This is a genomic window from Enterobacter sp. T2, assembly GCF_010692925.1.
GTDB lineage: Bacteria > Pseudomonadota > Gammaproteobacteria > Enterobacterales > Enterobacteriaceae > Enterobacter > Enterobacter kobei.
The window spans coordinates 1,015,669-1,039,786 of record NZ_CP048736.1 but is presented as its reverse complement, the minus strand read 5'-3'; the positions used below and the strand labels follow the sequence as shown (position 1 = coordinate 1,039,786).

Sequence of the window (24,118 nt, the reverse complement as noted above, 5' to 3'; positions counted from 1 at the left end):
ATGTTTAAGCAATACCTGCAAGTAACGAAACCAGGCATCATCTTTGGCAACCTGATCTCCGTGATCGGAGGGTTCCTGCTGGCCTCTAAAGGCAGCATTGATTACGCCCTCTTTATTTACACGCTGGTCGGTGTGTCACTGGTTGTTGCGTCCGGTTGTGTATTTAACAACTACATCGACATGGATATCGACAAGAAGATGGAAAGGACCAAAAATCGGGTGCTGGTGAAAGGCCTGATCGCCCCTTCCGTCTCGCTGGTGTACGCCACCTTGCTGGGTATTGCTGGCTTTATGCTGCTGTGGTTTGGTGCTAACCCACTTGCCTGCTGGCTGGGGGTGATGGGGTTCGTGGTCTATGTGGGCGTCTACAGCCTGTATATGAAACGTCACTCCGTCTACGGCACGCTGATTGGTTCTCTCTCCGGCGCTGCGCCGCCGGTGATTGGCTACTGCGCCGTCACGAACGAGTTCGACAGCGGTGCGCTGATCCTGCTGGCTATCTTTAGCCTGTGGCAGATGCCGCACTCCTATGCCATCGCGATTTTCCGCTTTAAGGATTATCAGGCAGCGAACATCCCGGTTCTGCCGGTCGTGAAGGGCATTTCGGTTGCCAAGAACCACATTACGCTTTACATCATCGCCTTTGCCGTGGCAACGCTGATGCTCTCTCTGGGTGGTTACGCCGGGTATAAATATCTGGCGGTAGCGGCTGCGGTGAGCGTCTGGTGGCTTGGCATGGCGCTGCGCGGATACAAAGTGGAAGATGACAAAGTCTGGGCACGTAAGCTGTTTGTGTTCTCCATTGTCGCCATCACTTCTCTGTCCGTGATGATGTCCGTGGATTTCATGGTGCCAGATTCGCACAACCTGCTGACTTACGTCTGGTAAGCGACAACAGGTCAATAAAAGGGTGCTTCGGCACCCTTTTTTATTCACAAAATCAATTAATAACGCATGTAATATTTGTTAAATAAGCCCTTATTTACCCCGCCCCTTCCCCGCACTACACTATGGCCTGCTTTTGAACTGAGGTGGTAATGAACGATTATAAAATGACGCCAGGCGAGCTACGCGCGACCTGGGGCTTAGGGACTGTCTTCTCGCTACGGATGCTCGGCATGTTTATGGTCCTGCCTGTTCTGACCACCTACGGCATGGCGCTGCAGGGGGCGAGCGAGGCATTGATTGGCCTGGCCATTGGCATTTACGGTCTGGCCCAGGCGGTCTTCCAGATCCCGTTTGGCCTGCTCTCTGACCGGGTTGGCCGCAAGCCGCTGATTGTCGGTGGCCTGCTTATTTTTGTTCTGGGCAGTGTGATTGCCGCCCTCTCCCACTCCATCTGGGGAATTATTCTTGGCCGCGCCCTTCAGGGCTCCGGCGCGATTGCTGCCGCCGTGATGGCGCTGTTGTCCGATCTCACCCGCGAACAGAACCGGACTAAAGCGATGGCGTTCATCGGCGTTAGCTTTGGCGTCACCTTCGCCATTGCGATGGTACTGGGCCCGATAATCACCCATGCGCTTGGCCTGCACGCGCTGTTCTGGATGATTGCCGTGCTGGCAACCCTCGGTATTGCCTTAACCCTGTGGGTCGTCCCGGACAGCAAAAACCACGTCCTCAATCGTGAATCGGGAATGGTAAAGGGCTGCTTCAGCAAAGTGCTGGTTGAGCCACGCCTGCTGAAGCTTAACTTCGGCATTATGTGTCTGCACATCCTGCTGATGTCGACCTTTGTCGCCCTTCCCGGCCAGCTGGCCGCTGCGGGCTTCCCGGCAGCCGAGCACTGGAAAATCTATCTGGTCACTATGCTGATTTCCTTTGTTTCCGTCGTGCCATTCATCATCTACGCTGAAGTGAAGCGCAAGATGAAGCGCGTCTTCATTGGCTGCGTAGCACTGTTGCTGATAGCTGAGATTGTGCTCTGGGGTGCCGGCCCGCACTTTTGGGAGCTGATTGCCGGCGTGCAGCTGTTCTTCCTGGCGTTTAACCTGATGGAAGCCCTGCTGCCGTCGCTGATCAGCAAAGAGTCCCCTGCCGGTTACAAAGGCACGGCGATGGGCATCTACTCCACCAGCCAGTTCCTCGGCGTGGCCATTGGCGGCTCGCTTGGCGGCTGGGTGGACGGTCTGTTTGACTCTCAAACCGTGTTTCTCGCGGGCGCACTGCTGGCGACAGTCTGGCTGCTGGTCGCCAGTACCATGAAAGAGCCGCGCTACGTGAGCAGCCTGCGGGTAGAAATCCCGGATGATGTTCAGATTAGCGACGCGCTGAAACAGCGTCTGGAAGCAAAAGAGGGTGTGACGGAGGTCCTGATTGTCCCGGAAGAGCGCAGCGCTTACGTCAAGATAGACAGCAAAATGACCAACCGCTTCGAAGTGGAGCAGGCCCTGAAAGCGTGAAAAAAGCCCGGTTGAACCGGGCTTTTGGGTATTAATCGCGGAAGTTTTTAAACTGGAACGGTTGTCCCAGATCGCCGCCACGCACCAGCGCCATCACGGACTGCAGGTCATCGCGGGACTTGCCGGTGACGCGAATCTCTTCACCCTGGATCTGCGCCTGCACCTTCAGCTTGCTGTCTTTAATGAGCTTCACGATCTTCTTCTGCACCGCGCTCTCAATGCCCTGCTTCAGTTTAGCTTCAACGAACCAGGTTTTACCGCTGTGCACAAACTCTTCCGGCACATCCAGAGAGGTCCCTTCAATGCCGCGTTTTAACAGCTTGGCGCGCAAAATGTCGAGCAGCTGATTCACCTGGAAATCAGACTCGCTCAGCACCTTAATGGTCTTATTTGCGTCGTTCAGCTCAAACGACGCCTCAACGCCACGAAAATCGAAACGTGACTCAACTTCGCGGGTTGCGTTCTCAACGCCGTTGCGAACTTCCTGGATATCAACTTCGGAAACAATATCGAAAGATGGCATCTTTTCTTCTCCCTTCACTTTTGTTGCGTTGCATAATACCCGCTACGAGGCATAACTCAACAGAAGCTTAGCTGTATAATTAAGCTGTAACACCTGGCGCAGTTGCAGGTGAGGAGGAACAATGAAAATTACAGTGCTCGGATGCGGAGCGCTTGGTCAGCTATGGCTGACCGCGCTGTGCAAGCACGGACATGAGGTTCAGGGCTGGCTGCGCGTGCCCCAGCCCTATTGCAGTGTAAACCTGATTTGTGAAGACGGAAGCATCTTTAACGAATCCCTCACCGCGAACGATCCCGATTTCCTGGCGCAAAGTGACCTGTTACTGGTGACGCTTAAAGCGTGGCAGGTCTCAGACGCGGTGAAGACGCTGGCTGCGCAACTCCCCTCCACTTCCCCTATACTGCTGCTGCATAACGGCATGGGGACCATTGATGAGCTGAAAAGCGTCCCGCAGCCCCTGCTGATGGCGACAACCACGCACGCAGCCCGTCGCGACGGCAACATCATCGTGCACGTCGCCAGCGGCGTGACCCATATGGGACCGGCCAGAACACAGGATGGCGACTACAGTTATCTTGCCGATGTGCTGCAGAAGGTGTTGCCGGACGTCGCCTGGCATAACACTATTCGCCCTCAACTCTGGCGCAAGCTGGCCGTGAACTGCGTGATCAATCCGCTGACGGCACTGTGGAACTGCCCGAATGGGGAGCTGAAAAACCATCCGCAGGAGGTTGCATCACTGTGTGCTGAAGTCGCGTCGGTCATTGAGCGGGAAGGCTTGCATACCTCGGCAGAGGATTTGCGCGGTTATGTCGAGCAGGTTATTGAGAGTACGGCAGAAAATATCTCCTCAATGTTGCAGGATGTCCGGGCATTACGACACACAGAAATCGACTACATTACCGGCTATCTGCTAAAACGTGCCCGAGCACATGGCATCGCCGTGCCGGAAAACGCCCGTTTGTATGACCTGGTTAAACGTAAGGAGAGTGAATATGAGCGCGTCGGCACTGATCTGCCTCGCCCCTGGTAGCGAAGAGACAGAAGCGGTCACCACCATTGATTTGATGGTGCGCGGCGGTATTGAGGTGACGGTCGCCAGCGTTGCCAGCGATGGCAGTCTGGCGGTGACCTGCTCGCGCGGCGTGAAACTGCTTGCGGATGCGCCGCTTGTGCAGGTGGCCGACGGGGATTACGACATCATCGTCCTGCCCGGTGGCCTGAAGGGTGCGGAATATTTTCGCGACAGCCCGCTGCTGGTCGAGACCGTGCGTCAGTTCCACTTATCGGGTCGTATCGTCGCCGCCATCTGTGCCGCCGCCGGAACAGTGCTGGTTCCGCACGATATTTTCCCTATCGGCAATATGACCGGCTACCCCGGTCTGAAGCAGACCATCCCGGAAGACCAGTGGGTGGACAAACGCGTCGTGTGGGATCCACGCGTCAACCTGCTGACCAGCCAGGGCCCCGGCACCGCGATTGATTTTGGTTTGAAGATTATTGACCTGCTGGTCGGGCGCGAAAAAGCGTACGAGGTGGCGTCATCGCTGGTGATGCCGGCGGGAATTTATAACTACTATGAAGAGTAGTGCGTAAAAAAGCCGGGTGGCGCCAGGTTAAAGCAAAACGGCAACCAAAGGTTGCCGTTTTTTATGTTTTCTCCCTCTCCCCGTGGGAGAGGGCCGGGGTGAGGGCATCAGGCCGCATTCCCGCGCAAAAAACTACGGGCGATACACCTTCACATTCGCAAAACCCTGCTCGCGCAGATACAGTGCCTGCAGGCGGCTCATCACCCCACGCTCACACCACAGCAGATACGTTTTGCTCTGGTCGAGATCGCCAAATTTGGTGCTCAGCTTGTAGAACGGCAGCGACACCACTTCAACGCCTTCCACCTGCAGCGGCTTGTCGTCCTGCTCATCAATAGAGCGGATATCCAGAATCGCATCGTTAGCGCCGAAACCGCTTACGGTTTCCACTTCGACGACGTCCTGCTCGGTCTGCTGGGCGATTTCGCGGATATCAATATTGGACGCTTCCGCCACCACTTTATCCAGGATGCTGAAATCGAAGTGCTCTTCTTCGGCTTCGATCTTCGCCTTCACCGCTTTGACGGTCGGGCTTTTTGAGATCACACCGCAGTATTCCGGCATGGTACGGGCAAAATCTTCGGTGCCGATTTCACGTGCCAGATCGATGATGTGCTCTTTATCGTGGGAGATCAGCGGACGCAGGATCAGCGTATCAGAGACGTTGTCGATCAGACGCAGGTTGGTCAGCGTCTGGCTGGAGACCTGCCCCAGCGCTTCGCCGGTAACCAGCGCCTGCACGCCGTAGCGCTCAGCCACTTTGGATGCCGCACGTACCATCATGCGCTTCAGGATAACGCCCATCTGGCCGTCGTCCACTTTCTCAAGAATTTCGCCCACTACCGGCTCGAAGTTGATCGCCACAAAACGCACGCGGTGGGAGCTGCCGAAGCGGTTCCACAGGTAATGCGCGACCTGGCGAACGCCGATTTCATGCGCCGCACCGCCCAGGTTAAAGAAGCAGTAATGGACGCGACAGCCGCGGCGCATCAGCATATAGCTGGAAACGCCGGAGTCGAAGCCGCCGGAGATCAGAGACAAGACATCTTCCTGGGTGCCGATCGGGAAACCGCCGATACCTTCATAACGACCTTTCACCAGCAGCAGGCGATCGTTTTCGATCTCCAGGTTAACCGTCACGTCCGGGTGCGTCAGACGCACGCGCGCAGACTCGACGTGCTGGTTCAAACCGCCGCCAACGTAACGTTCCACTTCAATGGAGCTGAATTCGTGCTTGCCGCGACGTTTCACGCGTACGCAGAAGGTTTTGCCTTCGATCTGATCGCGGTACTGAACCAGCGCTTTCTCGAAGATATCGTGCATATCGCTGAACGGGACGTCTTCCACCTCCAGAATATGGTGGATCCCCGGAATACGGGTCAGCGCGTCGCGAATATCCTGACGTTTGTTTTCGTCTTTCGCACGGACTTCAACGTGGTCCCAGTGGCGCACCACGGCGAGCGTTTCGTCGTAGTGCTTTAATACGTTACGAATGTTCCCGGTGAGAATTTTAATAAAGCGCAAACGCACAGATTGGCTTTTGATGGTGATTTCAGGGAACAATTTAATGATAAACTTCATGGCGGCAATGTTTCTTAGGCAAGCGTATTAAGGCTTGTAATGGAAAAGAGTACAGCAGCCCACACCCGTGGCTGCATCCAGGCGCGCAAGTATACCACCATCGCGCCGCTCCTGTGCACATTGCGCGTTATTTGCTTATCCGCCCGAGTCCGTTACCATGTCGGGGCGAAGAATATAAGAGTCAATTCACTATGCCGAAGAAGAACGACGCACCGGCCAGTTTCGAAACTGCGCTGAGTGAACTGGAGCAAATCGTTACCCGTCTTGAGAGCGGCGATCTCCCGCTGGAAGAGGCGCTCAACGAATTCGAACGTGGCGTGCAGCTGGCGCGACAGGGGCAGGTCAAACTGCAGCAGGCCGAGCAGCGCGTGCAGATCCTGCTTTCCGACAGCGAAGACGCGAAAACTACGCCTTTCACACCGGACGCCGAGTAAATGGATTTTGCCAACGAGCTTCAGGCGCGTGTAGTTCGCGCCAACGACGCCCTGCGCCGTTTTATTGCACCACAGCCTTTTCAGAACACTCCTCTGGTTGAGGCCATGCACTATGGCGCACTCTTGGGTGGAAAGCGCCTGCGCCCGTTCCTGGTGTACGCCACAGGCAATATGTTTGGTATCAGCGATAACACGCTGGACGCCCCGGCTGCCGCCGTTGAGTGCATCCATGCCTATTCGCTGATCCACGATGATTTACCGGCGATGGACGACGACGACCTGCGTCGCGGTCAACCTACCTGCCATATCAAGTTTGGCGAAGCGAATGCCATTCTGGCGGGCGATGCCCTGCAAACGCTGGCGTTCTCTATTTTGAGCGATGCGCCGATGGCGGAAGTGGCTGACCGTGACCGCCTGGCAATGATTTCCGAACTGGCGATGGCCAGCGGCGTGGCCGGCATGTGCGGCGGACAAGCGCTGGATCTTGAAGCGGAAGGACGTCAGGTTAATCTGGAACAGCTGGAGCGTATTCATCGCCACAAAACCGGGGCATTGATTCGTTCTGCCGTTCGCCTGGGCGCGCTGAGCGCGGGTGAACAAGGGCGCAAAGCCTTGCCGACGCTGGACAGATACGCAGAAAGTATCGGTCTGGCATTCCAGGTTCAGGATGACATTCTGGATGTGGTGGGCGATACTGCAACATTGGGTAAACGTCAGGGTGCGGACCAGCAGCTTGGCAAAAGTACCTACCCCGCCCTGCTGGGTCTTGAGCAAGCCCAACGTAAAGCCCGGGATCTGATTGACGATGCCCGCCAGTCGCTAAATGTACTGGCCGCACAATCGCTGGATACCTCGGCACTGGAAGCGCTAGCGGACTATATAATCCAGCGTGATAAATAAACTATATATCTCGATGAGCCTTTGATGAGTTTTGATATTGCCAAATACCCGACACTGGCGTTAGTTGACTCCACCCAGGAGTTGCGTCTGTTGCCGAAAGAGAGCCTGCCGAAGCTGTGCGACGAGCTGCGTCGCTACCTGCTCGACAGCGTAAGCCGCTCAAGCGGCCATTTCGCCTCCGGGCTTGGCACGGTAGAACTGACCGTGGCGCTGCACTATGTCTATAACACGCCGTTCGATCAGCTTATCTGGGACGTGGGCCACCAGGCCTATCCGCACAAAATTCTGACCGGACGTCGCGATAAAATTGGCACCATTCGTCAGAAAGGTGGCCTGCATCCGTTCCCGTGGCGCGGTGAGAGCGAGTATGACGTGCTGAGCGTCGGCCACTCCTCCACCTCAATTTCTGCGGGCATCGGTATTGCCGTTGCCGCCGAAAAAGAGAATAAACAGCGCCGCACCGTCTGCGTGATTGGTGACGGTGCTATCACCGCCGGGATGGCCTTTGAGGCCATGAACCATGCGGGTGATATCAAACCGGACATGCTGGTTATCCTCAACGATAACGAAATGTCGATTTCCGAGAACGTCGGTGCGCTGAACAACCATCTGGCGCAGCTGCTTTCCGGCAAGCTTTACTCCTCGCTGCGTGAAGGCGGTAAAAAAGTCTTTTCCGGCGTACCGCCGATTAAAGAGCTGCTCAAGCGCACCGAAGAACACATCAAAGGCATGGTCGTGCCGGGTACGCTGTTTGAAGAGCTGGGCTTTAACTATATTGGCCCGGTTGACGGCCATGACGTGCTGGGCCTGGTCACCACCCTCAAGAACATGCGTGACCTGAAAGGCCCGCAGTTCCTGCACATCATGACCAAAAAAGGGCGTGGCTACGAACCGGCGGAAAAAGATCCGATCACCTTCCACGCGGTACCAAAATTCGACCCGTCCAGCGGCTGTCTGCCAAAAAGCAGCGGCGGTATGCCTAGCTATTCCAAAATCTTCGGCGACTGGCTGTGTGAAACCGCCGCGAAAGACAACAAGCTGATGGCGATCACCCCGGCCATGCGTGAAGGCTCCGGCATGGTGGAGTTCTCCAGAAAATACCCTGACCAGTATTTTGACGTGGCGATTGCCGAGCAGCATGCGGTGACGTTCGCAGCGGGCCTGGCCATTGGCGGCTACAAGCCGGTGGTCGCTATCTATTCTACCTTCCTGCAGCGCGCCTACGATCAGGTGATCCATGACGTGGCCATCCAGAAGCTGCCGGTACTGTTTGCGATAGACCGTGCGGGCATCGTCGGCGCTGACGGTCAGACGCACCAGGGCGCATTCGATCTGTCGTTCCTGCGCTGTATTCCGGATATGGTCATCATGACGCCAAGCGACGAAAACGAATGTCGTCAGATGCTGTTTACCGGCTATCACTATCAGGATGGCCCTAGTGCGGTGCGCTACCCACGCGGCAATGCGGTGGGCGTTGAGCTGCAACCCCTGGAAAAACTGGCGATCGGTAAAGGTCTGGTGAAACGTCGCGGTGAGAAAGTGGCGATCCTGAACTTCGGTACGCTGATGCCAGAAGCTGCGAAGGTCGCTGAAACGCTAAACGCTACCCTGGTGGATATGCGCTTCGTGAAGCCGCTCGACGAATCTCTGATTTTGAATTTGGCCGAGACGCATGACGTGCTGGTCACTCTGGAAGAAAACGCCATCATGGGCGGTGCGGGAAGCGGCGTGAACGAGGTGCTGATGGCAAACCGCAACGTCGTGCCGGTGTTGAACCTCGGCCTGCCGGATCATTTCATTCCTCAGGGTACCCAGGATGAAGCCCGTGCGGCTATTGGCCTGGACGCCGCCGGTATTGAAGCCAAAATCCGCGCCTGGCTGGACTAATCCCTCCCCTTTTTCGCTCCTGCTATGCTTAAACGTATTGTTTAAACAGCAGGAGCGGAACCATGCAATACACCACATTAGGAAAAACCGACCTTAAGGTTTCCCGGCTTTGCCTGGGCTGTATGACTTTTGGCGAGCCCGAACGAGGGAACCACGCCTGGACGTTGCCGGAAGAGAGTAGCCGTCCGATTATTAAACGCGCTATCGAGGGCGGCATTAACTTCTTTGACACCGCCAACAGCTACTCCGACGGCAGCAGCGAGGAGATTGTCGGTCGTGCCCTGCGTGACTTTGCGCGTCGGGATGACATTGTGGTCGCCACCAAGGTGTACTACCCGTCAGGTGACCTGACTCAGGGCCTTTCTCGCGCGCAGATCCTGCGCTCTATTGATGACAGCCTTAGACGCCTGAACATCGATTACGTCGACCTGCTGCAAATTCACCGCTGGGATTACAACACGCCGATCGAGGAGACGCTTGAAGCGCTCAACGAGGTGGTGAAAGCCGGTAAAGCGCGCTATATCGGCGCGTCGTCTATGCATGCGTCGCAGTTTGCACAGGCGCTGGATCTCCAGGCACAGCACGGCTGGGCACGTTTTGTCACCATGCAGGATCACTACAACCTGATCTACCGTGAAGAAGAGCGCGAAATGCTGCCACTGTGCTATCAGGAGGGCGTGGCGGTGATCCCGTGGAGCCCGCTGGCGCGCGGACGTTTAACCCGTCCATGGGGAGAAACCACGGCTCGTCTGGTCTCAGATGAAGTCGGAAAAAATCTCTATGACGGTACAGAAGCCAGCGATGCGTTAATTGCCGAACGCTTAGCCGGGATTGCCGACGATACGGGTGCCACCCGCGCACAGGTGGCGCTGGCGTGGCTGCTGAGTAAGCGCGGGGTCGCGGCACCGATTATCGGGACGTCCAGGGAAGAACAGCTGGATGAACTGCTGAGTGCAGTGGATTTATCCCTGACGCCGGAGCAGATTGCCGAGCTCGAAACGCCGTATCAGCAGCATCCGGTGGTGGGGTTTAAATAAGCACCCTCTTTTGTAGGCCGGGTAAGGCGGAGCCGCCACCCGGCAATACAGAGCGCACAAAATTAACTGAAGTGATCGTACCCTTTCCAGTCGAGCGTGACCGGGGCGCCGTCCTGCACAAACTTCAGCCCTTCGCTCTCCGGCATGATCTGCCCGATGCAGGTAAATTTCGCGCCGAGATGCGCTAACGCCACATCCAGCGTGCCACGGTTCAGCTCAGGTACCGTGAAGCACAGTTCGTAATCCTCACCACCGGAAAGCGCCCAGCGCAGGGCCTGCTCAGGCTCCACGTGGCGAAGCAGTTGCTCTGATAGCGGGAACAGATCCAGGTCGATGCGCGCGCCCACGCCGCTGGCCTTCAGAATATGGCCAAGATCGGAGATCAGCCCGTCGGAGAGATCGATAGCCGAGCTTGCCCGTTCCCGTAGCGCCTGCCCATGCAGAATACGCGGGGTGGGTCGCAGATGGCGTTTCACCAGATACGCCGCGTCGTCAGCATCCTTAACGGTCAAGCGATCCTGAAGAATAGCCAGCCCCGCAGCGCTGTCTCCCGGTGTACCGGTCACGTAGATCCAGTCACCTGGTTTTGCGCCCGAGCGTTTGAGCGCCCGACCGAGGGGCACATAGCCATGGATCGCCAGCGTCATCGACAGCGGCCCGGCAGTAGTATCACCGCCAATCAGCTGCATATCGTAGTAGTTCAGCTGTTCAAACAGCGCATCGCTAAAGGCTTCAAGCCAGGTTTCATCGACCTCGGGCAGCGTCAGGGCCAGCGTTAGCCATGCCGGATCGGCACCCATCGCGGCCAGATCGCTGACGTTGACCGCCAGCGCTTTATACGCCAGATCGGCAGGATCGATATCGGGTAAAAAATGACGTCCGCACACTAAGGTGTCGGTGCTGATTGCCAGCGTCTGTTTTTCGGGAATATTGAGAAGTGCACAGTCATCGCCAATGCCGGTTTCAACATCAAGACGAGAGGTTCTGACACGGTCGAAATAACGGGCAATCAGGGAGAATTCGCCGCATGCCATACGTTATGCCTCAGCAAATAAAAGAAAAAACCGGAGCCGCACTGCCCGTCAGGCAATGCAGGACTCCGGTTTGCGGATCACTTTTTGTGGGGACGGATCGCAGGTGCAGCTTTATCAAGAACGCCGTTAACAAATTTGTGGCTGTCTTCAGCGCCGAAGGTTTTTGCCAGTTCGATCGCTTCGTTGATGGCCACTTTGTACGGCACATCATCACGTTTAGACAGCTCAAACAGCGCAATACGCAACACTGCTTTTTCCACCTGACCCAGCTCTTCGAGCAGACGGGACAGGTATGGCTTCATCAGACCATCGAGATACGCGCTATTAGTCGCCACTCCCGACAGCAGTTCACGGAAGTACAGAACATCGACGTCTTTCACGTCCTGTTCTGACAGGAACTGGTACTCAACATCGGCGATGTCGTTGTGGGACAACTGCCAGGAGTAAAGTGCCTGAACGGCACATTCACGGGCGCGGCGACGAGCAGCAGGTTTCACGGAATTCCCCTTACAAAAAAATCAGGCCTTGATGGCTTTCAATACATTGATCATTTCAAGCGCGGTCAGTGCAGCTTCTGCACCTTTGTTACCGGCTTTGGTGCCAGCACGTTCGATGGCTTGTTCAATACTTTCGGTGGTCAGCACGCCGAACGCGACAGGAATTTCAGCATCCTGCGCAACGTGTGCCAGACCATTGCTTGCACCGCCCGCAACGTATTCGAAGTGCGCAGTGCCGCCACGAATAACAGTACCCAGCGCGATCACCGCGTCGTATTTACCGGTTTTCGCCAGCGCGCCCGCTGCCAGTGGCAGCTCGTAAGCGCCTGGAACCCAAACAACGGTAATGTTCTCATCTTTCACCTGACCGATACGTTTCAGGGCGTCAATCGCACCTTCCAGCAGGCTGTCGTTGATGAAGTTGTTGAAACGCGCAATGGTGATGGCGACGCGAGCGTCCGGGGTAGCTACAGCAGCTTCAATAATGTTCATACTCTTCCTTTACGGGTTCATTTGGCCCCGCAGGGGGGCGGATTTTATCATAATACTTTGCGCACTGCTTCCCTATTTCAGGAGCAATTACGCTGTCGTTAAATGGAGGCAGACATCCGGGCCTACAGGACGAATCTCGCTGAATGTGAGTTGCGGTGCGTCGGCCAGTTTTTCAAGGCCGGGCAGCACAAACAGGCCGCGCGCGTCGTGGCCTAACAGTTTAGGCGCAACGTATACAATCAGTTCATCCACCAGCCCGGCCTGCAACAGCGCACCCGCGAGCGTGGGTCCCGCCTCTACCCAGATGCTGTTCACCTGCTGCTTGCCGAGCAGCATCATCAGCACCACTAAATCGAGGCGACCGTTGTGCTCAGGTACCATAATGCTACGCACGCCCTCTGGCCATTCGCGCGTATCTTCTTTGGTACGGGCAATCCAGGTTTCACCCGGCTGCTGCACGATGCGATGTTCCGGCGTTATGCGGTTCTGGCTATCAATGACAATACGCAGCGGCTGACGCAGGTTCTCCTGCGGGTAAAGCGCCTGAGTATCAGCATTCAGTTCGTCCCAGCGCACGGTCATAGCCGGATCGTCAGCCAGAACGGTTTCACTGCTGGTGAGGATAGCATGGCTTTGCGCGCGAAGATGTTGCACATCGCGCCTTGCCTGGGGCGAGGTGATCCACTGGCTTTCACCGTTTGCCATCGCCGTACGACCGTCCAGCGAGGCGCCCAGCTTAAGCTGGATATACGGGAACCCGGTGCGCATGCGCTTCAGAAAGCCTTTGTTGATCGCTTCGGCGTCCTGCATCATCAGCCCATGACTGACGTCAATGCCTTCCTGCTGCAGGCGATACAGACCGCGTCCGGCCACCTGCGGATTCGGATCCTGCATCGATGCCACTACGCGGGAAACCCCCGCAGCAATCAGCGCGTCGCAGCACGGTGGGGTACGCCCGTGGTGGCTGCAGGGCTCCAGCGTCACGTAGGCGGTGGCACCGCGTGCCTTCTCGCCTGCCATCCGCAACGCATGGACCTCGGCGTGCGGCTCGCCGGCACGATAGTGGAACCCCTCCCCTACGATCTCGCCATCTTTAACGATCACGCACCCGACGTTCGGATTGGGATGGGTAGTAAAACGCCCGCGCTGCGCCAGCTTCATGGCTCGCGCCATGTAAATCTCATCCTGCATGAGCTTAATCCTGTAAGCGGGCGATCTCTTCGCCAAACTCTTTGATATCTTCGAAACTGCGGTAGACAGAGGCGAAGCGGATATAGGCGACCTTATCGAGCTTTTTCAACTGCTCCATCACCAGGTTGCCGATCATCTTGCTTGGCACCTCGCGCTCGCCCAGGCCACGAAGATAAGATTTTATGTGGTTTAACGCCATTTCGACGTCATCCGCGCTGACGGGACGTTTTTCCAGGGCCTTCAGCATCCCGCTACGCAGCTTCTCTTCGTTAAACGGCTCGCGCACATCGTTACTTTTTACCACGCGCGGCATTACCAGCTCAGCAACCTCAAAGGTCGTAAAACGCTCGTTGCACACCAGACACTGCCGACGACGGCGTACGGATGACCCTTCGCCTACAAGACGCGAGTCGATGACTTTGGTATCCACAGCGGAGCAGAATGGGCAATGCATACGGTATCCCTGTTATCCGGTTAACTGATTTTCATTTTACCCTGATCTGGCCTGACAACAAAGGAAGAGCTTTTTGAGACAAAGGATCTATGTCTGGCGGCACGTTGCTGGCTACCATTAGGGAGATCCGTTATTTCAAGGAAATAAACGCTATGACAAGACGTTACCTGAGAATTTTACTGGTGGGGAGCCTCTTCACCCTCAGTGCCTGTGCACAGCAAACCGAAGTCCGTCAGATGAAACAGAGTGTGAATACACTTAATACGGCGATGGACAAACTGAACAAAGAAACGGTGAAGATCACCCAGCAAAACGCGCTGAACGCCAAATCCAGCAGCGGGGTATACCTGCTGCCTGGCGCGAACACACCTGCGCGGCTGAATAGCCAGATTGGCACGCTGAAAATGTCTCTGGTCAATGTGGCAGCGAATGCAGATGGTACGCGCGCAACATTGCGCATTCAGGGAGAATCCAACGATCCGCTGCCCGCTTTTAGCGGCACCGTTGAGTGGGGACAGATCCAGGGCACAACGGAGAATTATCAGGAAGTGAACGTGAAGAACCAGCTCTTCACCGCCCCGGCCAGCGTTTTAGCGCCGAGTGATGTGGATATTCCGCTGCAGTTAAGCGGCCTTACGCCGGAACAGTTAGGCTTTATCCGCATTCACGACATCCAACCCGCCGCGCAGTAAATCCTTCCTTCTGAGCGGAGTGAAATGTCACTCCGCTAACATTTACATTTCGTATGGATTGGCAACATAAATGATTGCCGCTACAATCCCGGCCGTTTAAAGTACGCAAACGTGAACGCAATCGATTACGTGTGTGAGAGATATGTGAAACAACACATATTTTTGTGAGCAAGGATTCCTATAATAGGCTCCGCAGAAACACGAAATATTTAGAAACGCAATTCGCGCATTTTTCACTCCCGGAAGGGAATTTCAATCAGTGGCATGATTATGAAAAAAACATTACTCGCAGCTGGCGCCGTGCTGGCACTGTCCTCCTCTTTCACTGTTAACGCAGCGGAAAACGACAAACCACAATATCTCTCCGACTGGTGGCACCAGAGCGTTAACGTGGTTGGTAGCTATCACACCCGTTTTGGACCACAGATCCGCAACGATACCTACCTGGAATACGAAGCATTCGCCAAGAAAGACTGGTTTGATTTCTACGGCTACATGGATGCTCCGGTCTTCTTCGGCGGTAACACCGATGCAAAAGGTATCTGGAACCACGGTTCTCCGCTGTTTATGGAAATCGAACCACGCTTCTCCATCGACAAGCTGACCGGTACCGATCTGAGCTTTGGTCCGTTCAAAGAGTGGTACTTCGCAAACAACTACATCTACGATATGGGCCGCAACAAGTCCGGTCGTCAGAGCACCTGGTACATGGGTCTGGGTACGGACATCGATACTGGCCTGCCAATGAGCCTGTCCCTGAACGTATATGCGAAATATCAGTGGCAGAACTATGGCGCATCGAATGAAAACGAGTGGGATGGTTACCGTTTCAAAGTGAAATACTTTGTGCCAATCACCCAGCTGTGGGGCGGTAACCTGAGCTACATCGGTTTCACCAACTTTGACTGGGGTTCAGATCTGGGCGACGACAACTTCTATGACAACAACGGGAAGCATGCCCGCACCAGCAACTCCATCGCCTCCAGCCACATCCTGGCGCTGAACTACGATCACTGGCACTATTCCGTGGTTGCGCGTTACTGGCACAACGGTGGTCAGTGGAACGACGACGCCAGCCTGAACTTCGGCAACGGCGATTTCAGCGTTCGTTCTACCGGTTGGGGTGGTTACCTGGTCGTGGGTTACAACTTCTAACCCGTGCGGGACTGTGCGGGCTGATGCCCTCACCCTGCCCCTCTCCCACAGGGAGAGGGAACAAATACTAAAAACGGCAACATACGTTGCCGTTTTGCTTTTACCTCGCCGCCGGGCAAAAAAGCCAGCTCAAGAGCTGGCTTTTTATTGCTTAACCTTGCGCAAAAAATCGGCCAGAGACCTGTCCGCACTTTCGCTAAACCGTCTCTCCGTCTGCACGATATTGAGACATCTGTCGAGCCGGAAACAGCGATAGTCATCGCGCCGTTCACACCACGCCGCCAGCAGCCAGCGCTCCCCCCAGAAGAACAAGCCCAGCGGCTGAACCTCACGCTTTGAAAGCTGCCCGGCTTCATCACGGTAATGCAACGCCAGCACGTACTGGGCGGAAATTGCCTGATGAATCATGTCAAAATCGCTGCGGGAGTGGCTTTGCATGCAGAAATCCGGGGCATAAATCCGCGTCTGCTCCGCCTTTCGACGACTCTCCTCAGGCAGGATCGCCAGCACTTTCTCCTGGGCCGACTCCAGCTCGCGCGACAGCGATTCTCCTCCCCAGGTCTTGAGCAGGCGAATTGCGACGATCAGCGCCTCAGACTCCTTATTTGTCAGCATCAGAGGCGGCAGATCAAAACCCGACATCAGCCGGTATCCGCTTCCCGCTTCGCCTTCCACCGGCACGCCGGAGAGCGACAGATCGCGGATATCACGGTAGACCGTGCGCTCGGAGACGCCAAGCCTGTCCGCCAGATGCGCTGCCGTCGTCAGACGCCTGCCCCGCAGGATCTGCACAATCTGAAACAAACGGTCAGCGCGTCGGGTCATATCGTATTACGCTCTCAGGCAGGTTGATGGAGGCCGACGCGGTTACCTTCGCTGTCGATAAACAAAGCAATGGTGCCAATACCATCCGGCAGTTCCAGCGGGCCAAACACGCACTCGCCCCCCGCGGAGGCAATGCGATCGAGCGTAGCCGTCAGGTTATCCGTATGCAGATAGATAATAGCGCCCTGCTGCGACGGCGAAACGCCGTCAAATTTTGCCAGCGCGCCGCCGGTGGCCGGATCGTCATGCGGGAATACCGCGAGCTCTGCCATGTCCATTTTCTCACGTCTCAGCTGGACCTGCATGACTGGTTCATAAAATTTGATGGCGCGATCCATATCTACCACGGGAATTTCAAACCAGTTAATCACACTTTTCATACATCCTCCTGACTGTTGTTTGGGGTCGAAAAGAGTCTACGACAGGGCTCCTGACAGCATACTGTCAGGAGTGTTTGTCAGGAGCAGATAAAAAAAATCCCGGTCAACCGACCGGGATTTCGATAACACGCTATTCGACGCCTTACGGCAGAATGGACGGCTGATCCGCCCCTTCTTTCTCAACCTTCTGCTGGAGCAGGTGCTCGCGCTTCATGCCGAGTTTCAGTGCCAGTGCGGATGCGACGTAGATAGACGACGCCGTACCGATGGAGACACCAATCAGCATGGTCAGCGAGAAGCCTTCCAGTACCGGGCCACCGAACAGGAACAGCATCAGGATCACCATCAAAGTGGTACCGGAGGTGATCAGGGTACGGTGCAGCGTCTGGGTCAACGACACGTTAAAGATTTCGTACGGCGTACCGCGACGGATCTTACGGAAGTTTTCACGGATACGGTCAGATACCACGATACTGTCGTTCAGTGAGTAACCGATAACGGACATCAGGGATGCCACGATGGTCAGGTCAACCTCAATGTGGAACAGCGACAGAACCCCCATGGTGATCACCACGTCGTGCGCCAGGGCGATAACCACCCCGGCCGCCAGTCGCCACTCGAAGCGGAAACCGACGTACACCAGGATGGAGATCAGCGCCACCAGCAGCGCCATTGCACCGGTCTGCGCCAGGTCCGCACCCACGCTCGGGCCGACAAACTCAATACGCTTGACCGCCGCGTTCTGGCTGGTTGTTTCGTTAATCACGTTAACAACCTTGCTGCCCAGCTCCTGGCTGCCGTTAGCATCGTGTACCGGCGGCATACGCACCATGATGTCACGGCTGCTGCCGAAGTTCTGGAGCAGCGGCTCTTCAAAGCCCGCTTTCTGCAGAGACAGACGCATCTGGTCCATATCGACCGGTTTTTCCAGGGAGATCTCGATAACCGTACCACCGGTGAAATCCAGACCCCAGTTAAAGCCTTTCACGCCCATAACGACGATGGACAGAATCAGCAGTAAACCTGAAATGCCGAAGGCCCAGTAGTCCCAGCGCATAAAGTCCCAGACTTTACGGCCATGGTTCAATTGTTCAACAGTATATTCCTGTGCCACAACGCACTCCTCAGATAGACAGCTTTTTGACGCGCTTGCCGCCGTACAGCAGGTTCACGATGGCACGGGTGCCGACAATAGCGGTAAACATTGACGTTGCGACACCGATACCGGTAGTAATCGCAAAGCCTTTGATCGCGCCAGTACCCACTGCATACAGGATAAGAACCTTAATCAGTGTTGTTACGTTCGCATCGAAAATAGAGCTGAACGCGCCTTTATAACCTTCGTCAATCGCCTGCTGAACAGAGCGACCGTTGCTCAACTCTTCTTTGATACGTTCGTTAATCAGTACGTTGGCGTCGACCGCCACCGCAAGGGTCAGAACGATACCCGCAATCCCCGGCATGGTCAGCGTCGCCCCTGGCAGCAGGGACATAATGCCGATGATCAGCACCAGGTTGGCGACCAGCGCACTGGTCGCAATCAGACCAAACTTCTTATAGAAGAAGATCATGAAGAGGATAGAGACCACCAGACCGGCCAGACACGCTTCCAGACCCTGTTGGATGTTCTGCATCCCCAGCGTTGGACCAATGGTACGTTCTTCAACAATCTGAATTGGCGCAATCAGCGCACCGGCACGCAGCAGCAGAGAGAGCTGACGCGCTTCGTTCGGGTTGCTAATACCGGTAATACGGAAGCTGTTACCCAGACGAGACTGGATATTGGCGATGTTAATCACCTCTTCCTCTTTCACCAGCACTGCACGACCGTTGGCATCTTTCTTACCGCTGTCTTTGTACTCCACGAACAAGGTGGCCATCGGTTTACCGATGTTGTCCTTGGTGAAGTTAGACATGATGTTACCACCCGCGCTATCCAGCGAGATGTTAACCTGCGGCTGGTTGTATTCGTCCTGGCTGGAAGTGGAGTCGGTAATATGGTCACCGGTCAGAATGACGCGTTTGTACAGCACAACGGGCTGACCTTCGCGGGTCTGTTTCACTTCGGAGTCACCCGGAATACGGCCTGCTGCGGCAGCGGACTGATCGACGTTAGCGTTAACCAGACGGAATTCCAGCGTTGCGGTCGCACCCAGAATCTCTTTCGCACGCGCAGTGTCCTGAATACCCGGCAGTTCAACCACGATACGGTCCGCACCCTGACGCTGTACCAGCGGCTCAGCCACGCCCAGTTGGTTTACACGGTTACGCAGAATGTTGATGTTCTGCTGAACGGCATATTCACGCGCTTCTTTCAGACGCGCATCGGTCATCACCGCGCGCAGCTGGTTGCTGCCCTGAGAGGTGATGACCAGGTCACGGTGACGTTGGGTCAGGTAATCTACAGCCTGATCGCGCGCCGCACTGTCGCGGAACGTGATGCTCATGCCGTAGTTATCTTCTTTACGCACGGTAGTGTAAGGGATGCCTTTGTCGCGCAGATCGCTGCGCAGGCTGTCGATATTCTGTTCCTGCAGCTTGCCGAGCGCGGTATCCATATCCACTTCCATCAGGAAGTGAACACCACCACGCAGGTCAAGACCCAGTTTCATCGGCTCTGCGTTCAGCGCAGCCAGCCAACGCGGGGTTGCAGGAGCAAGGTTAAGCGCCACGACATATTTGTCACCCAGCACGCCCATCAGCGCTTCGCGAGCGCGGAGCTGCGTGTCGGTGGTGTCGAAGCGAGCAAGAATTGCACCCTCTTCCAGAGCCACAGACTTAGCGGTAATTTTTTCTTCTTGTAACGTTTTCTGGACCTGGATCAGCGTTTGCTCACTGGCGGCGACACCGCGCGCGCCAGTGATTTGAACGGCCGGATCCTCACCATACAGGTTGGGAAGCGCGTACAGCAGGCCGACGAGAATCACGACGACCAGCATGATGTACTTCCACAAAGGATAACGGTTTAACACGGCAGTTCCCTTTGGGAAAAGTTGGGATTACAGCGCCTTCATGGTGCCTTTCGGCAGAACGGCAGCTACGAAGTCACGTTTGATAACCACTTCAGTGGTGTCGTTCAGGGCGATTGCAATGTAGCCACTTTCAGCCACTTTGGTTACGCGACCGACCAGACCACCGTTGGTCAGCACTTCATCGCCTTTCGCGATGGAGTCCATCAGCTTTTTGTGCTCTTTGGTACGCTTCTGCTGTGGGCGGAGGATCATGAAGTAGAAGATCAGACCGAACACAACCAGCATCAGGATCAGAGACATCGGGCTGCCCTGCGCCGGAGCACCTGTTGCCGCTACCGCATCAGAAATAAAAAAGCTCATTCAAATTCCCTCATTATTAAAATTAATCAACGTTCAACGGTGGAACATCCCGCCCCTGACGTTGGTAGAAATCGGTCACGAAGCTCTCTAATTTACCCTCTTCGATAGCCTTACGTAAACCAGCCATTAAGCGCTGATAATAACGAAGATTATGAATGGTATTGAGACGCGCGCCCAAAATCTCGTTGCAACGATCGAGATGATGCAGATACGCGCGGGAATAATTGCGACAGGTATAGCAATCGCACTCGGAATCGAGCGGGCTGGTGTCACTCTTATGCTTCGCGTTACGGATTTTCACCACGCCGTCAGTCACGAACAGATGACCGTTACGTGCGTTACGGGTTGGCATGACGCAGTCGAACATATCGATGCCGCGACGTACGCCTTCCACCAGATCTTCTGGTTTACCCACACCCATCAGGTATCGTGGTTTATCCGCCGGGATTTGCGGGCAGACATGCTCCAGAATGCGGTGCATATCTTCCTTCGGCTCACCCACAGCCAAACCGCCGACAGCGTAGCCATCAAAACCTATCTCTACCAGACCTTTAACGGAGATATCGCGTAAATCTTCGTAAACGCTGCCCTGGATAATGCCGAACAGCGCATTTTTGTTCTGCAGGGAGTCAAAACGGTCGCGGCTACGCTTCGCCCAACGCAGAGACATCTCCATAGAGCGTTTCGCGTAGTCCCAGTCAGCCGGGTATGGCGTACATTCGTCGAAGATCATCACGATGTCAGAACCGAGATCGTACTGAATCTCCATCGACTTTTCTGGATCGAGGAAAATCGGATCGCCGTTGATCGGGTTACGGAAGTGAACGCCCTGCTCGGTGATCTTGCGGATATCCCCCAGGCTGAAGACCTGGAAACCGCCGGAATCGGTCAGGATTGGGCCTTTCCACTGCATGAAGTCGTGCAGGTCACCGTGCAGCTTCATGATCTCCTGACCCGGGCGCAGCCACAGGTGGAAGGTGTTACCGAGGATAATCTGTGCGCCAGTGGCTTCAACTTCTTCCGGCGTCATCCCTTTTACGGTGCCGTACGTACCCACAGGCATAAATGCGGGAGTTTCCACCACGCCGCGATCAAACACCAGACGACCGCGACGCGCGCGGCCATCGGTGGTATCGAGTTCAAATTTCATTTTTTCTCCGACGTCAGAAAAACAGTCCAACGTTGTCATACGGTGCCGCGGACTTATTCCCCGACACGCTCATTCAAAGCCTGCGGATTGTACGTGATAAACATCGCGTCCCCGTAGCTAAAAAAGCGATATTTTTGTTCTACCGCAGACTTGTAAGCATTCATCGTATGCTGATAACCCGCAAACGCGGAAACCAGCATAATCAGCGTCGATTCAGGCAGATGGAAGTTGGTCACCAGCGCATCAATGACTTTGTACTGGTAGCCCGGGTAGATAAAGATCTGCGTATCGCCAAAGAACGGCTCGATGAGACCCGTTTTCGCGGCCTGTGCAGCGCTCTCCAGCGAACGGACTGAAGTCGTGCCTACCGCAACCACGCGGTTTCCGCGCGCTTTCGCCGCCAGCACCGCGTCCACCACCTCCTGAGGCACTTCGGCATACTCAGAGTGCATGATGTGGTCTTCAATGCTGTCTACGCGCACCGGCTGGAACGTACCCGCGCCGACGTGCAGCGTCACGAACGCCATCTCAACGCCCTTCGCGCGCAGTTTTTCCAGCAGCGGTTCATCAAAGTGCAGGCCCGCCGTCGGCGCCGCGACCGCGCCAGGTTTCTGGCTGTAGACGGTCTGGTACAGCTCGCGATCGGCCTCTTCGTCCGGGCGTTCAATATACGGCGGCAGCGGCATATGGCCGATGGCGTTAAGGATATCGAGGACCGTGCGCTCGTCCTGGAATTCCACCTCAAACAGCGCGTCGTGACGCGCGGTCATGGTCGCTTTAATGCTCTCGTCATCGCCCAGCAGCAGTTCTGCGCCCGGCTTCGGCGCTTTAGAGGCGCGAATATGTGCCAGAATACGTTTATCATCGAGCATACGTTCGACCAGCACTTCAATCTTGCCGCCGCTGGCCTTACGGCCAAACAGACGCGCCGGGATCACGCGGGTGTTGTTAAAGACCAGCAGATCGCCAGGGTTGAGCTTGTCGAGCAAATCGGTGAAAGTACCGTGCGTCAGCTCGCCCGTTGGCCCATCCAGCGACAGTAAGCGACAGCTGCTGCGCTCAGGCATGGGATAGTGAGCAATCAGGGATTCAGGTAGTTCAAAGGAGAAATCGGCGACGCGCATGACGTATACTCGTGACTTAAAAACAGGCGGCATAGTCTAGTGCTCACACCCTTTTGCTGCAACAATTAGCCGCCCCCGGACAAATAAAACGCATGAATTTTCTCGCTCACCTGCATCTCGCTCACCTCGCTGACAGCTCCCTTTCCGGCAATTTGCTGGCCGATTTCGTGCGCGGCAACCCTGCAGAAGACTATTCCCCTGAGGTTGTCGACGGCATCTTTATGCACCGCCGCATTGATGTCATCACCGATAACCTGCCCGAGGTCACGGAAGCCAAAGCGTGGTTCCGCCCTGAGACGCGCCGCGTTGCGCCGATCACGCTGGATGTGATGTGGGACCATTTCCTGTCTCGCCACTGGGAACAGCTCTCCCCGTCGCTACCGTTGCCAGAGTTTGTGCGCTACGCCCATGCACAGGTGTCGGTCATTTTGCCCGACTCACCGCCGCGCTTTGTCAATCTGAACAACTATTTGTGGTCAGAACGCTGGCTGGAGCGCTATGGTGAGATGGCTTTTATCCAGAACGTCCTGAATGGCATGGCCAGCCGCCGGCCGCGTCTGGATGCGCTGCGTGACTCCTGGTATGACCTGGATGCACACTATGACGCGCTGGAGACGCAATTCTGGCAGTTCTATCCGCGCATGATGGCGCAAGCGAAAAACAAACAGCTGTGACAGATTTACATTGATAGGTAAAAGCTGGCGGAACGATTGTCACCACCTCTTTGTCTTATCCATGAACACTCTCTATACTGGCTCGCGTTGCGTTCCAAATAACCTTAGTATCTACAGGAGAATCATATGGTTCTGGTAACTCGTCCGGCTCCGGATTTTACAGCTGCAGCAGTTCTGGGCAACGGTGAAATCGTTGAAAACTTCAACTTCAAACAGCACACCAACGGTAAAGCGACCGTTCTGTTCTTCTGGCCAATGGACTTCACCTTCGTTTGCCCGTCTGAGCTGATCGCCTTCGACAAACGTTATGAAGAATTCCAGAAGCGTGGCGTGGAAGTGGTTGGCGTCTCCTTCGACTCTGAATTTGTACACAACGCATGGCGTAACACCCCTGTCGACAAAGGCGGCATCGGTGCGGTGAAATACGCAATGGTTGCGGACATCAAACGCGAAATCCAGCAGGCTTACGGTATCGAACATCCGGACGCTGGCGTTGCACTGCGCGGTTCTTTCCTGATCGACGCAAACGGCATCGTTCGTCACCAGGTAGTGAACGATCTGCCGCTGGGTCGTAACATCGACGAAATGCTGCGCATGGTTGACGCGCTGCAGTTCCACGAAGAGCACGGCGAAGTGTGCCCGGCTCAGTGGGAAAAAGGTAAAGAAGGTATGGCTGCTTCCCCAGACGGCGTAGCAAAATACCTGTCTGAGAACGTATCCAGCCTGTAATCGGCACGGTTTACGAAGAAGGCCCGCACATGCGGGCCT

At 55.6% G+C, this 24,118-nt stretch carries 26 protein-coding genes; 12 read left to right on the top strand and 14 right to left on the bottom strand.

Features of this window, described 5'->3' with window-relative positions:
* Complete coding sequence (gene cyoE / locus G0034_RS04885; protein WP_014882769.1) at positions 1 to 888, top strand: heme o synthase; 888 nt, start codon at positions 1 to 3, stop codon at positions 886 to 888.
* 149 nt (positions 889 to 1,037) lie between these two features.
* Complete coding sequence (locus G0034_RS04880; protein WP_023332232.1) at positions 1,038 to 2,399, top strand: MFS transporter; 1,362 nt, start codon at positions 1,038 to 1,040, stop codon at positions 2,397 to 2,399.
* A gap of 31 nt (positions 2,400 to 2,430) precedes the next feature.
* Here the strand turns inward: G0034_RS04880 and G0034_RS04875 are convergent, their stop codons facing one another.
* Complete coding sequence (locus tag G0034_RS04875; RefSeq protein WP_008503327.1) at positions 2,431 to 2,922, bottom strand: YajQ family cyclic di-GMP-binding protein; 492 nt, start codon at positions 2,920 to 2,922, stop codon at positions 2,431 to 2,433.
* Between the two features lie 121 nt (positions 2,923 to 3,043).
* Between G0034_RS04875 and panE the strand changes: the two genes are divergently transcribed.
* A complete protein-coding gene (gene panE, locus G0034_RS04870; RefSeq protein ID WP_023338122.1) occupies positions 3,044 to 3,955 on the top strand; it encodes a 2-dehydropantoate 2-reductase in 912 nt (303 codons plus the stop codon).
* Positions 3,918 to 4,511, top strand: coding sequence for a protein deglycase YajL (yajL, locus tag G0034_RS04865; RefSeq protein WP_014882765.1), 594 nt, complete (start codon positions 3,918 to 3,920; stop codon positions 4,509 to 4,511). Before panE ends, yajL begins: the two co-directional genes overlap by 38 nt.
* A gap of 132 nt (positions 4,512 to 4,643) precedes the next feature.
* Here yajL and thiI read toward each other — a convergent pair whose 3' ends face one another.
* Positions 4,644 to 6,092: a tRNA uracil 4-sulfurtransferase ThiI gene (gene thiI / locus G0034_RS04860; protein WP_014882764.1), complete on the bottom strand. Its 1,449-nt coding sequence runs from the start codon at positions 6,090 to 6,092 to the stop codon at positions 4,644 to 4,646.
* A 191-nt stretch (positions 6,093 to 6,283) separates the two neighbouring features.
* On the opposite strand from thiI, the gene xseB reads away from it, so the two are divergent.
* The 4 genes from xseB (at position 6,284) to G0034_RS04840 (ending at position 10,350) form a co-directional block, all read left to right on the top strand.
* Positions 6,284 to 6,526 carry an exodeoxyribonuclease VII small subunit gene (gene xseB, locus G0034_RS04855; protein ID WP_008503331.1) on the top strand — a complete coding sequence of 81 codons (243 nt, stop codon included), beginning with the start codon at positions 6,284 to 6,286 and terminating at the stop codon, positions 6,524 to 6,526.
* Positions 6,527 to 7,426, top strand: a complete 900-nt coding sequence (gene ispA, locus G0034_RS04850) for a (2E,6E)-farnesyl diphosphate synthase (protein ID WP_014882763.1) — start codon at positions 6,527 to 6,529, stop codon at positions 7,424 to 7,426.
* A gap of 24 nt (positions 7,427 to 7,450) precedes the next feature.
* On the top strand, positions 7,451 to 9,313 hold the full coding sequence (dxs, locus tag G0034_RS04845) for a 1-deoxy-D-xylulose-5-phosphate synthase (RefSeq protein WP_014882762.1): 1,863 nt from the start codon (positions 7,451 to 7,453) through the stop codon (positions 9,311 to 9,313).
* A gap of 62 nt (positions 9,314 to 9,375) precedes the next feature.
* Positions 9,376 to 10,350: an aldo/keto reductase gene (locus G0034_RS04840; protein ID WP_100124830.1), complete on the top strand. Its 975-nt coding sequence runs from the start codon at positions 9,376 to 9,378 to the stop codon at positions 10,348 to 10,350.
* Positions 10,351 to 10,412: 62 nt separating this feature from the next.
* On the opposite strand, the gene thiL is transcribed toward G0034_RS04840, so the two are convergent.
* The 5 genes from thiL to nrdR form a co-directional block, all read right to left on the bottom strand.
* Positions 10,413 to 11,384 (bottom strand): thiamine-phosphate kinase, encoded by a 972-nt coding sequence (thiL, locus tag G0034_RS04835; protein WP_045134716.1) that lies wholly within the window; start codon positions 11,382 to 11,384, stop codon positions 10,413 to 10,415.
* A 77-nt stretch (positions 11,385 to 11,461) separates the two neighbouring features.
* Positions 11,462 to 11,881: a transcription antitermination factor NusB gene (nusB, locus tag G0034_RS04830; protein WP_014882759.1), complete on the bottom strand. Its 420-nt coding sequence runs from the start codon at positions 11,879 to 11,881 to the stop codon at positions 11,462 to 11,464.
* 21 nt (positions 11,882 to 11,902) lie between these two features.
* Positions 11,903 to 12,373, bottom strand: coding sequence for a 6,7-dimethyl-8-ribityllumazine synthase (gene ribH, locus G0034_RS04825; RefSeq protein ID WP_014882758.1), 471 nt, complete (start codon positions 12,371 to 12,373; stop codon positions 11,903 to 11,905).
* 87 nt (positions 12,374 to 12,460) lie between these two features.
* Entirely contained in the window at positions 12,461 to 13,564 is a 1,104-nt protein-coding gene (gene ribD / locus G0034_RS04820) for a bifunctional diaminohydroxyphosphoribosylaminopyrimidine deaminase/5-amino-6-(5-phosphoribosylamino)uracil reductase RibD (protein ID WP_179120563.1), read from the bottom strand.
* Positions 13,565 to 13,568: 4 nt separating this feature from the next.
* On the bottom strand, positions 13,569 to 14,018 hold the full coding sequence (gene nrdR, locus G0034_RS04815; RefSeq protein WP_008503337.1) for a transcriptional regulator NrdR: 450 nt from the start codon (positions 14,016 to 14,018) through the stop codon (positions 13,569 to 13,571).
* 152 nt (positions 14,019 to 14,170) lie between these two features.
* Here nrdR and G0034_RS04810 point away from each other — a divergent pair, with 152 nt between their 5' ends.
* Together G0034_RS04810 and G0034_RS04805 are read left to right on the top strand one after the other, a co-directional pair.
* Complete coding sequence (locus G0034_RS04810) at positions 14,171 to 14,710, top strand: SadB/YajI family lipoprotein (RefSeq protein ID WP_014882756.1); 540 nt, start codon at positions 14,171 to 14,173, stop codon at positions 14,708 to 14,710.
* A 270-nt stretch (positions 14,711 to 14,980) separates the two neighbouring features.
* Positions 14,981 to 15,865 carry a nucleoside-specific channel-forming protein Tsx gene (locus tag G0034_RS04805; RefSeq protein WP_179120562.1) on the top strand — a complete coding sequence of 295 codons (885 nt, stop codon included), beginning with the start codon at positions 14,981 to 14,983 and terminating at the stop codon, positions 15,863 to 15,865.
* A gap of 144 nt (positions 15,866 to 16,009) precedes the next feature.
* Here the strand turns inward: G0034_RS04805 and G0034_RS04800 are convergent, their stop codons facing one another.
* From G0034_RS04800 to queA, 7 genes are all read right to left on the bottom strand, one after another.
* On the bottom strand, positions 16,010 to 16,690 hold the full coding sequence (locus G0034_RS04800) for a helix-turn-helix transcriptional regulator (RefSeq protein ID WP_179120561.1): 681 nt from the start codon (positions 16,688 to 16,690) through the stop codon (positions 16,010 to 16,012).
* Positions 16,691 to 16,704: 14 nt separating this feature from the next.
* A complete protein-coding gene (locus tag G0034_RS04795; RefSeq protein ID WP_179120560.1) occupies positions 16,705 to 17,070 on the bottom strand; it encodes a VOC family protein in 366 nt (121 codons plus the stop codon).
* A gap of 142 nt (positions 17,071 to 17,212) precedes the next feature.
* A complete protein-coding gene (secF, locus tag G0034_RS04790) occupies positions 17,213 to 18,184 on the bottom strand; it encodes a protein translocase subunit SecF (protein WP_014882752.1) in 972 nt (323 codons plus the stop codon).
* Positions 18,185 to 18,194: 10 nt separating this feature from the next.
* On the bottom strand, positions 18,195 to 20,042 hold the full coding sequence (gene secD, locus G0034_RS04785) for a protein translocase subunit SecD (protein WP_072001283.1): 1,848 nt from the start codon (positions 20,040 to 20,042) through the stop codon (positions 18,195 to 18,197).
* Positions 20,043 to 20,069: 27 nt separating this feature from the next.
* Entirely contained in the window at positions 20,070 to 20,402 is a 333-nt protein-coding gene (gene yajC / locus G0034_RS04780) for a preprotein translocase subunit YajC (protein ID WP_000007630.1), read from the bottom strand.
* A 22-nt stretch (positions 20,403 to 20,424) separates the two neighbouring features.
* Positions 20,425 to 21,552 carry a tRNA guanosine(34) transglycosylase Tgt gene (gene tgt / locus G0034_RS04775; RefSeq protein ID WP_003859110.1) on the bottom strand — a complete coding sequence of 376 codons (1,128 nt, stop codon included), beginning with the start codon at positions 21,550 to 21,552 and terminating at the stop codon, positions 20,425 to 20,427.
* 53 nt (positions 21,553 to 21,605) lie between these two features.
* Positions 21,606 to 22,676 (bottom strand): tRNA preQ1(34) S-adenosylmethionine ribosyltransferase-isomerase QueA, encoded by a 1,071-nt coding sequence (gene queA, locus G0034_RS04770; RefSeq protein ID WP_014882750.1) that lies wholly within the window; start codon positions 22,674 to 22,676, stop codon positions 21,606 to 21,608.
* Between the two features lie 92 nt (positions 22,677 to 22,768).
* Between queA and acpH the strand changes: the two genes are divergently transcribed.
* A complete protein-coding gene (gene acpH, locus G0034_RS04765) occupies positions 22,769 to 23,350 on the top strand; it encodes an ACP phosphodiesterase (RefSeq protein WP_014882749.1) in 582 nt (193 codons plus the stop codon).
* A gap of 126 nt (positions 23,351 to 23,476) precedes the next feature.
* Entirely contained in the window at positions 23,477 to 24,079 is a 603-nt protein-coding gene (locus tag G0034_RS04760; protein WP_008503347.1) for a peroxiredoxin, read from the top strand.
* The last annotated feature ends 39 nt before the right edge of the window (positions 24,080 to 24,118 follow it).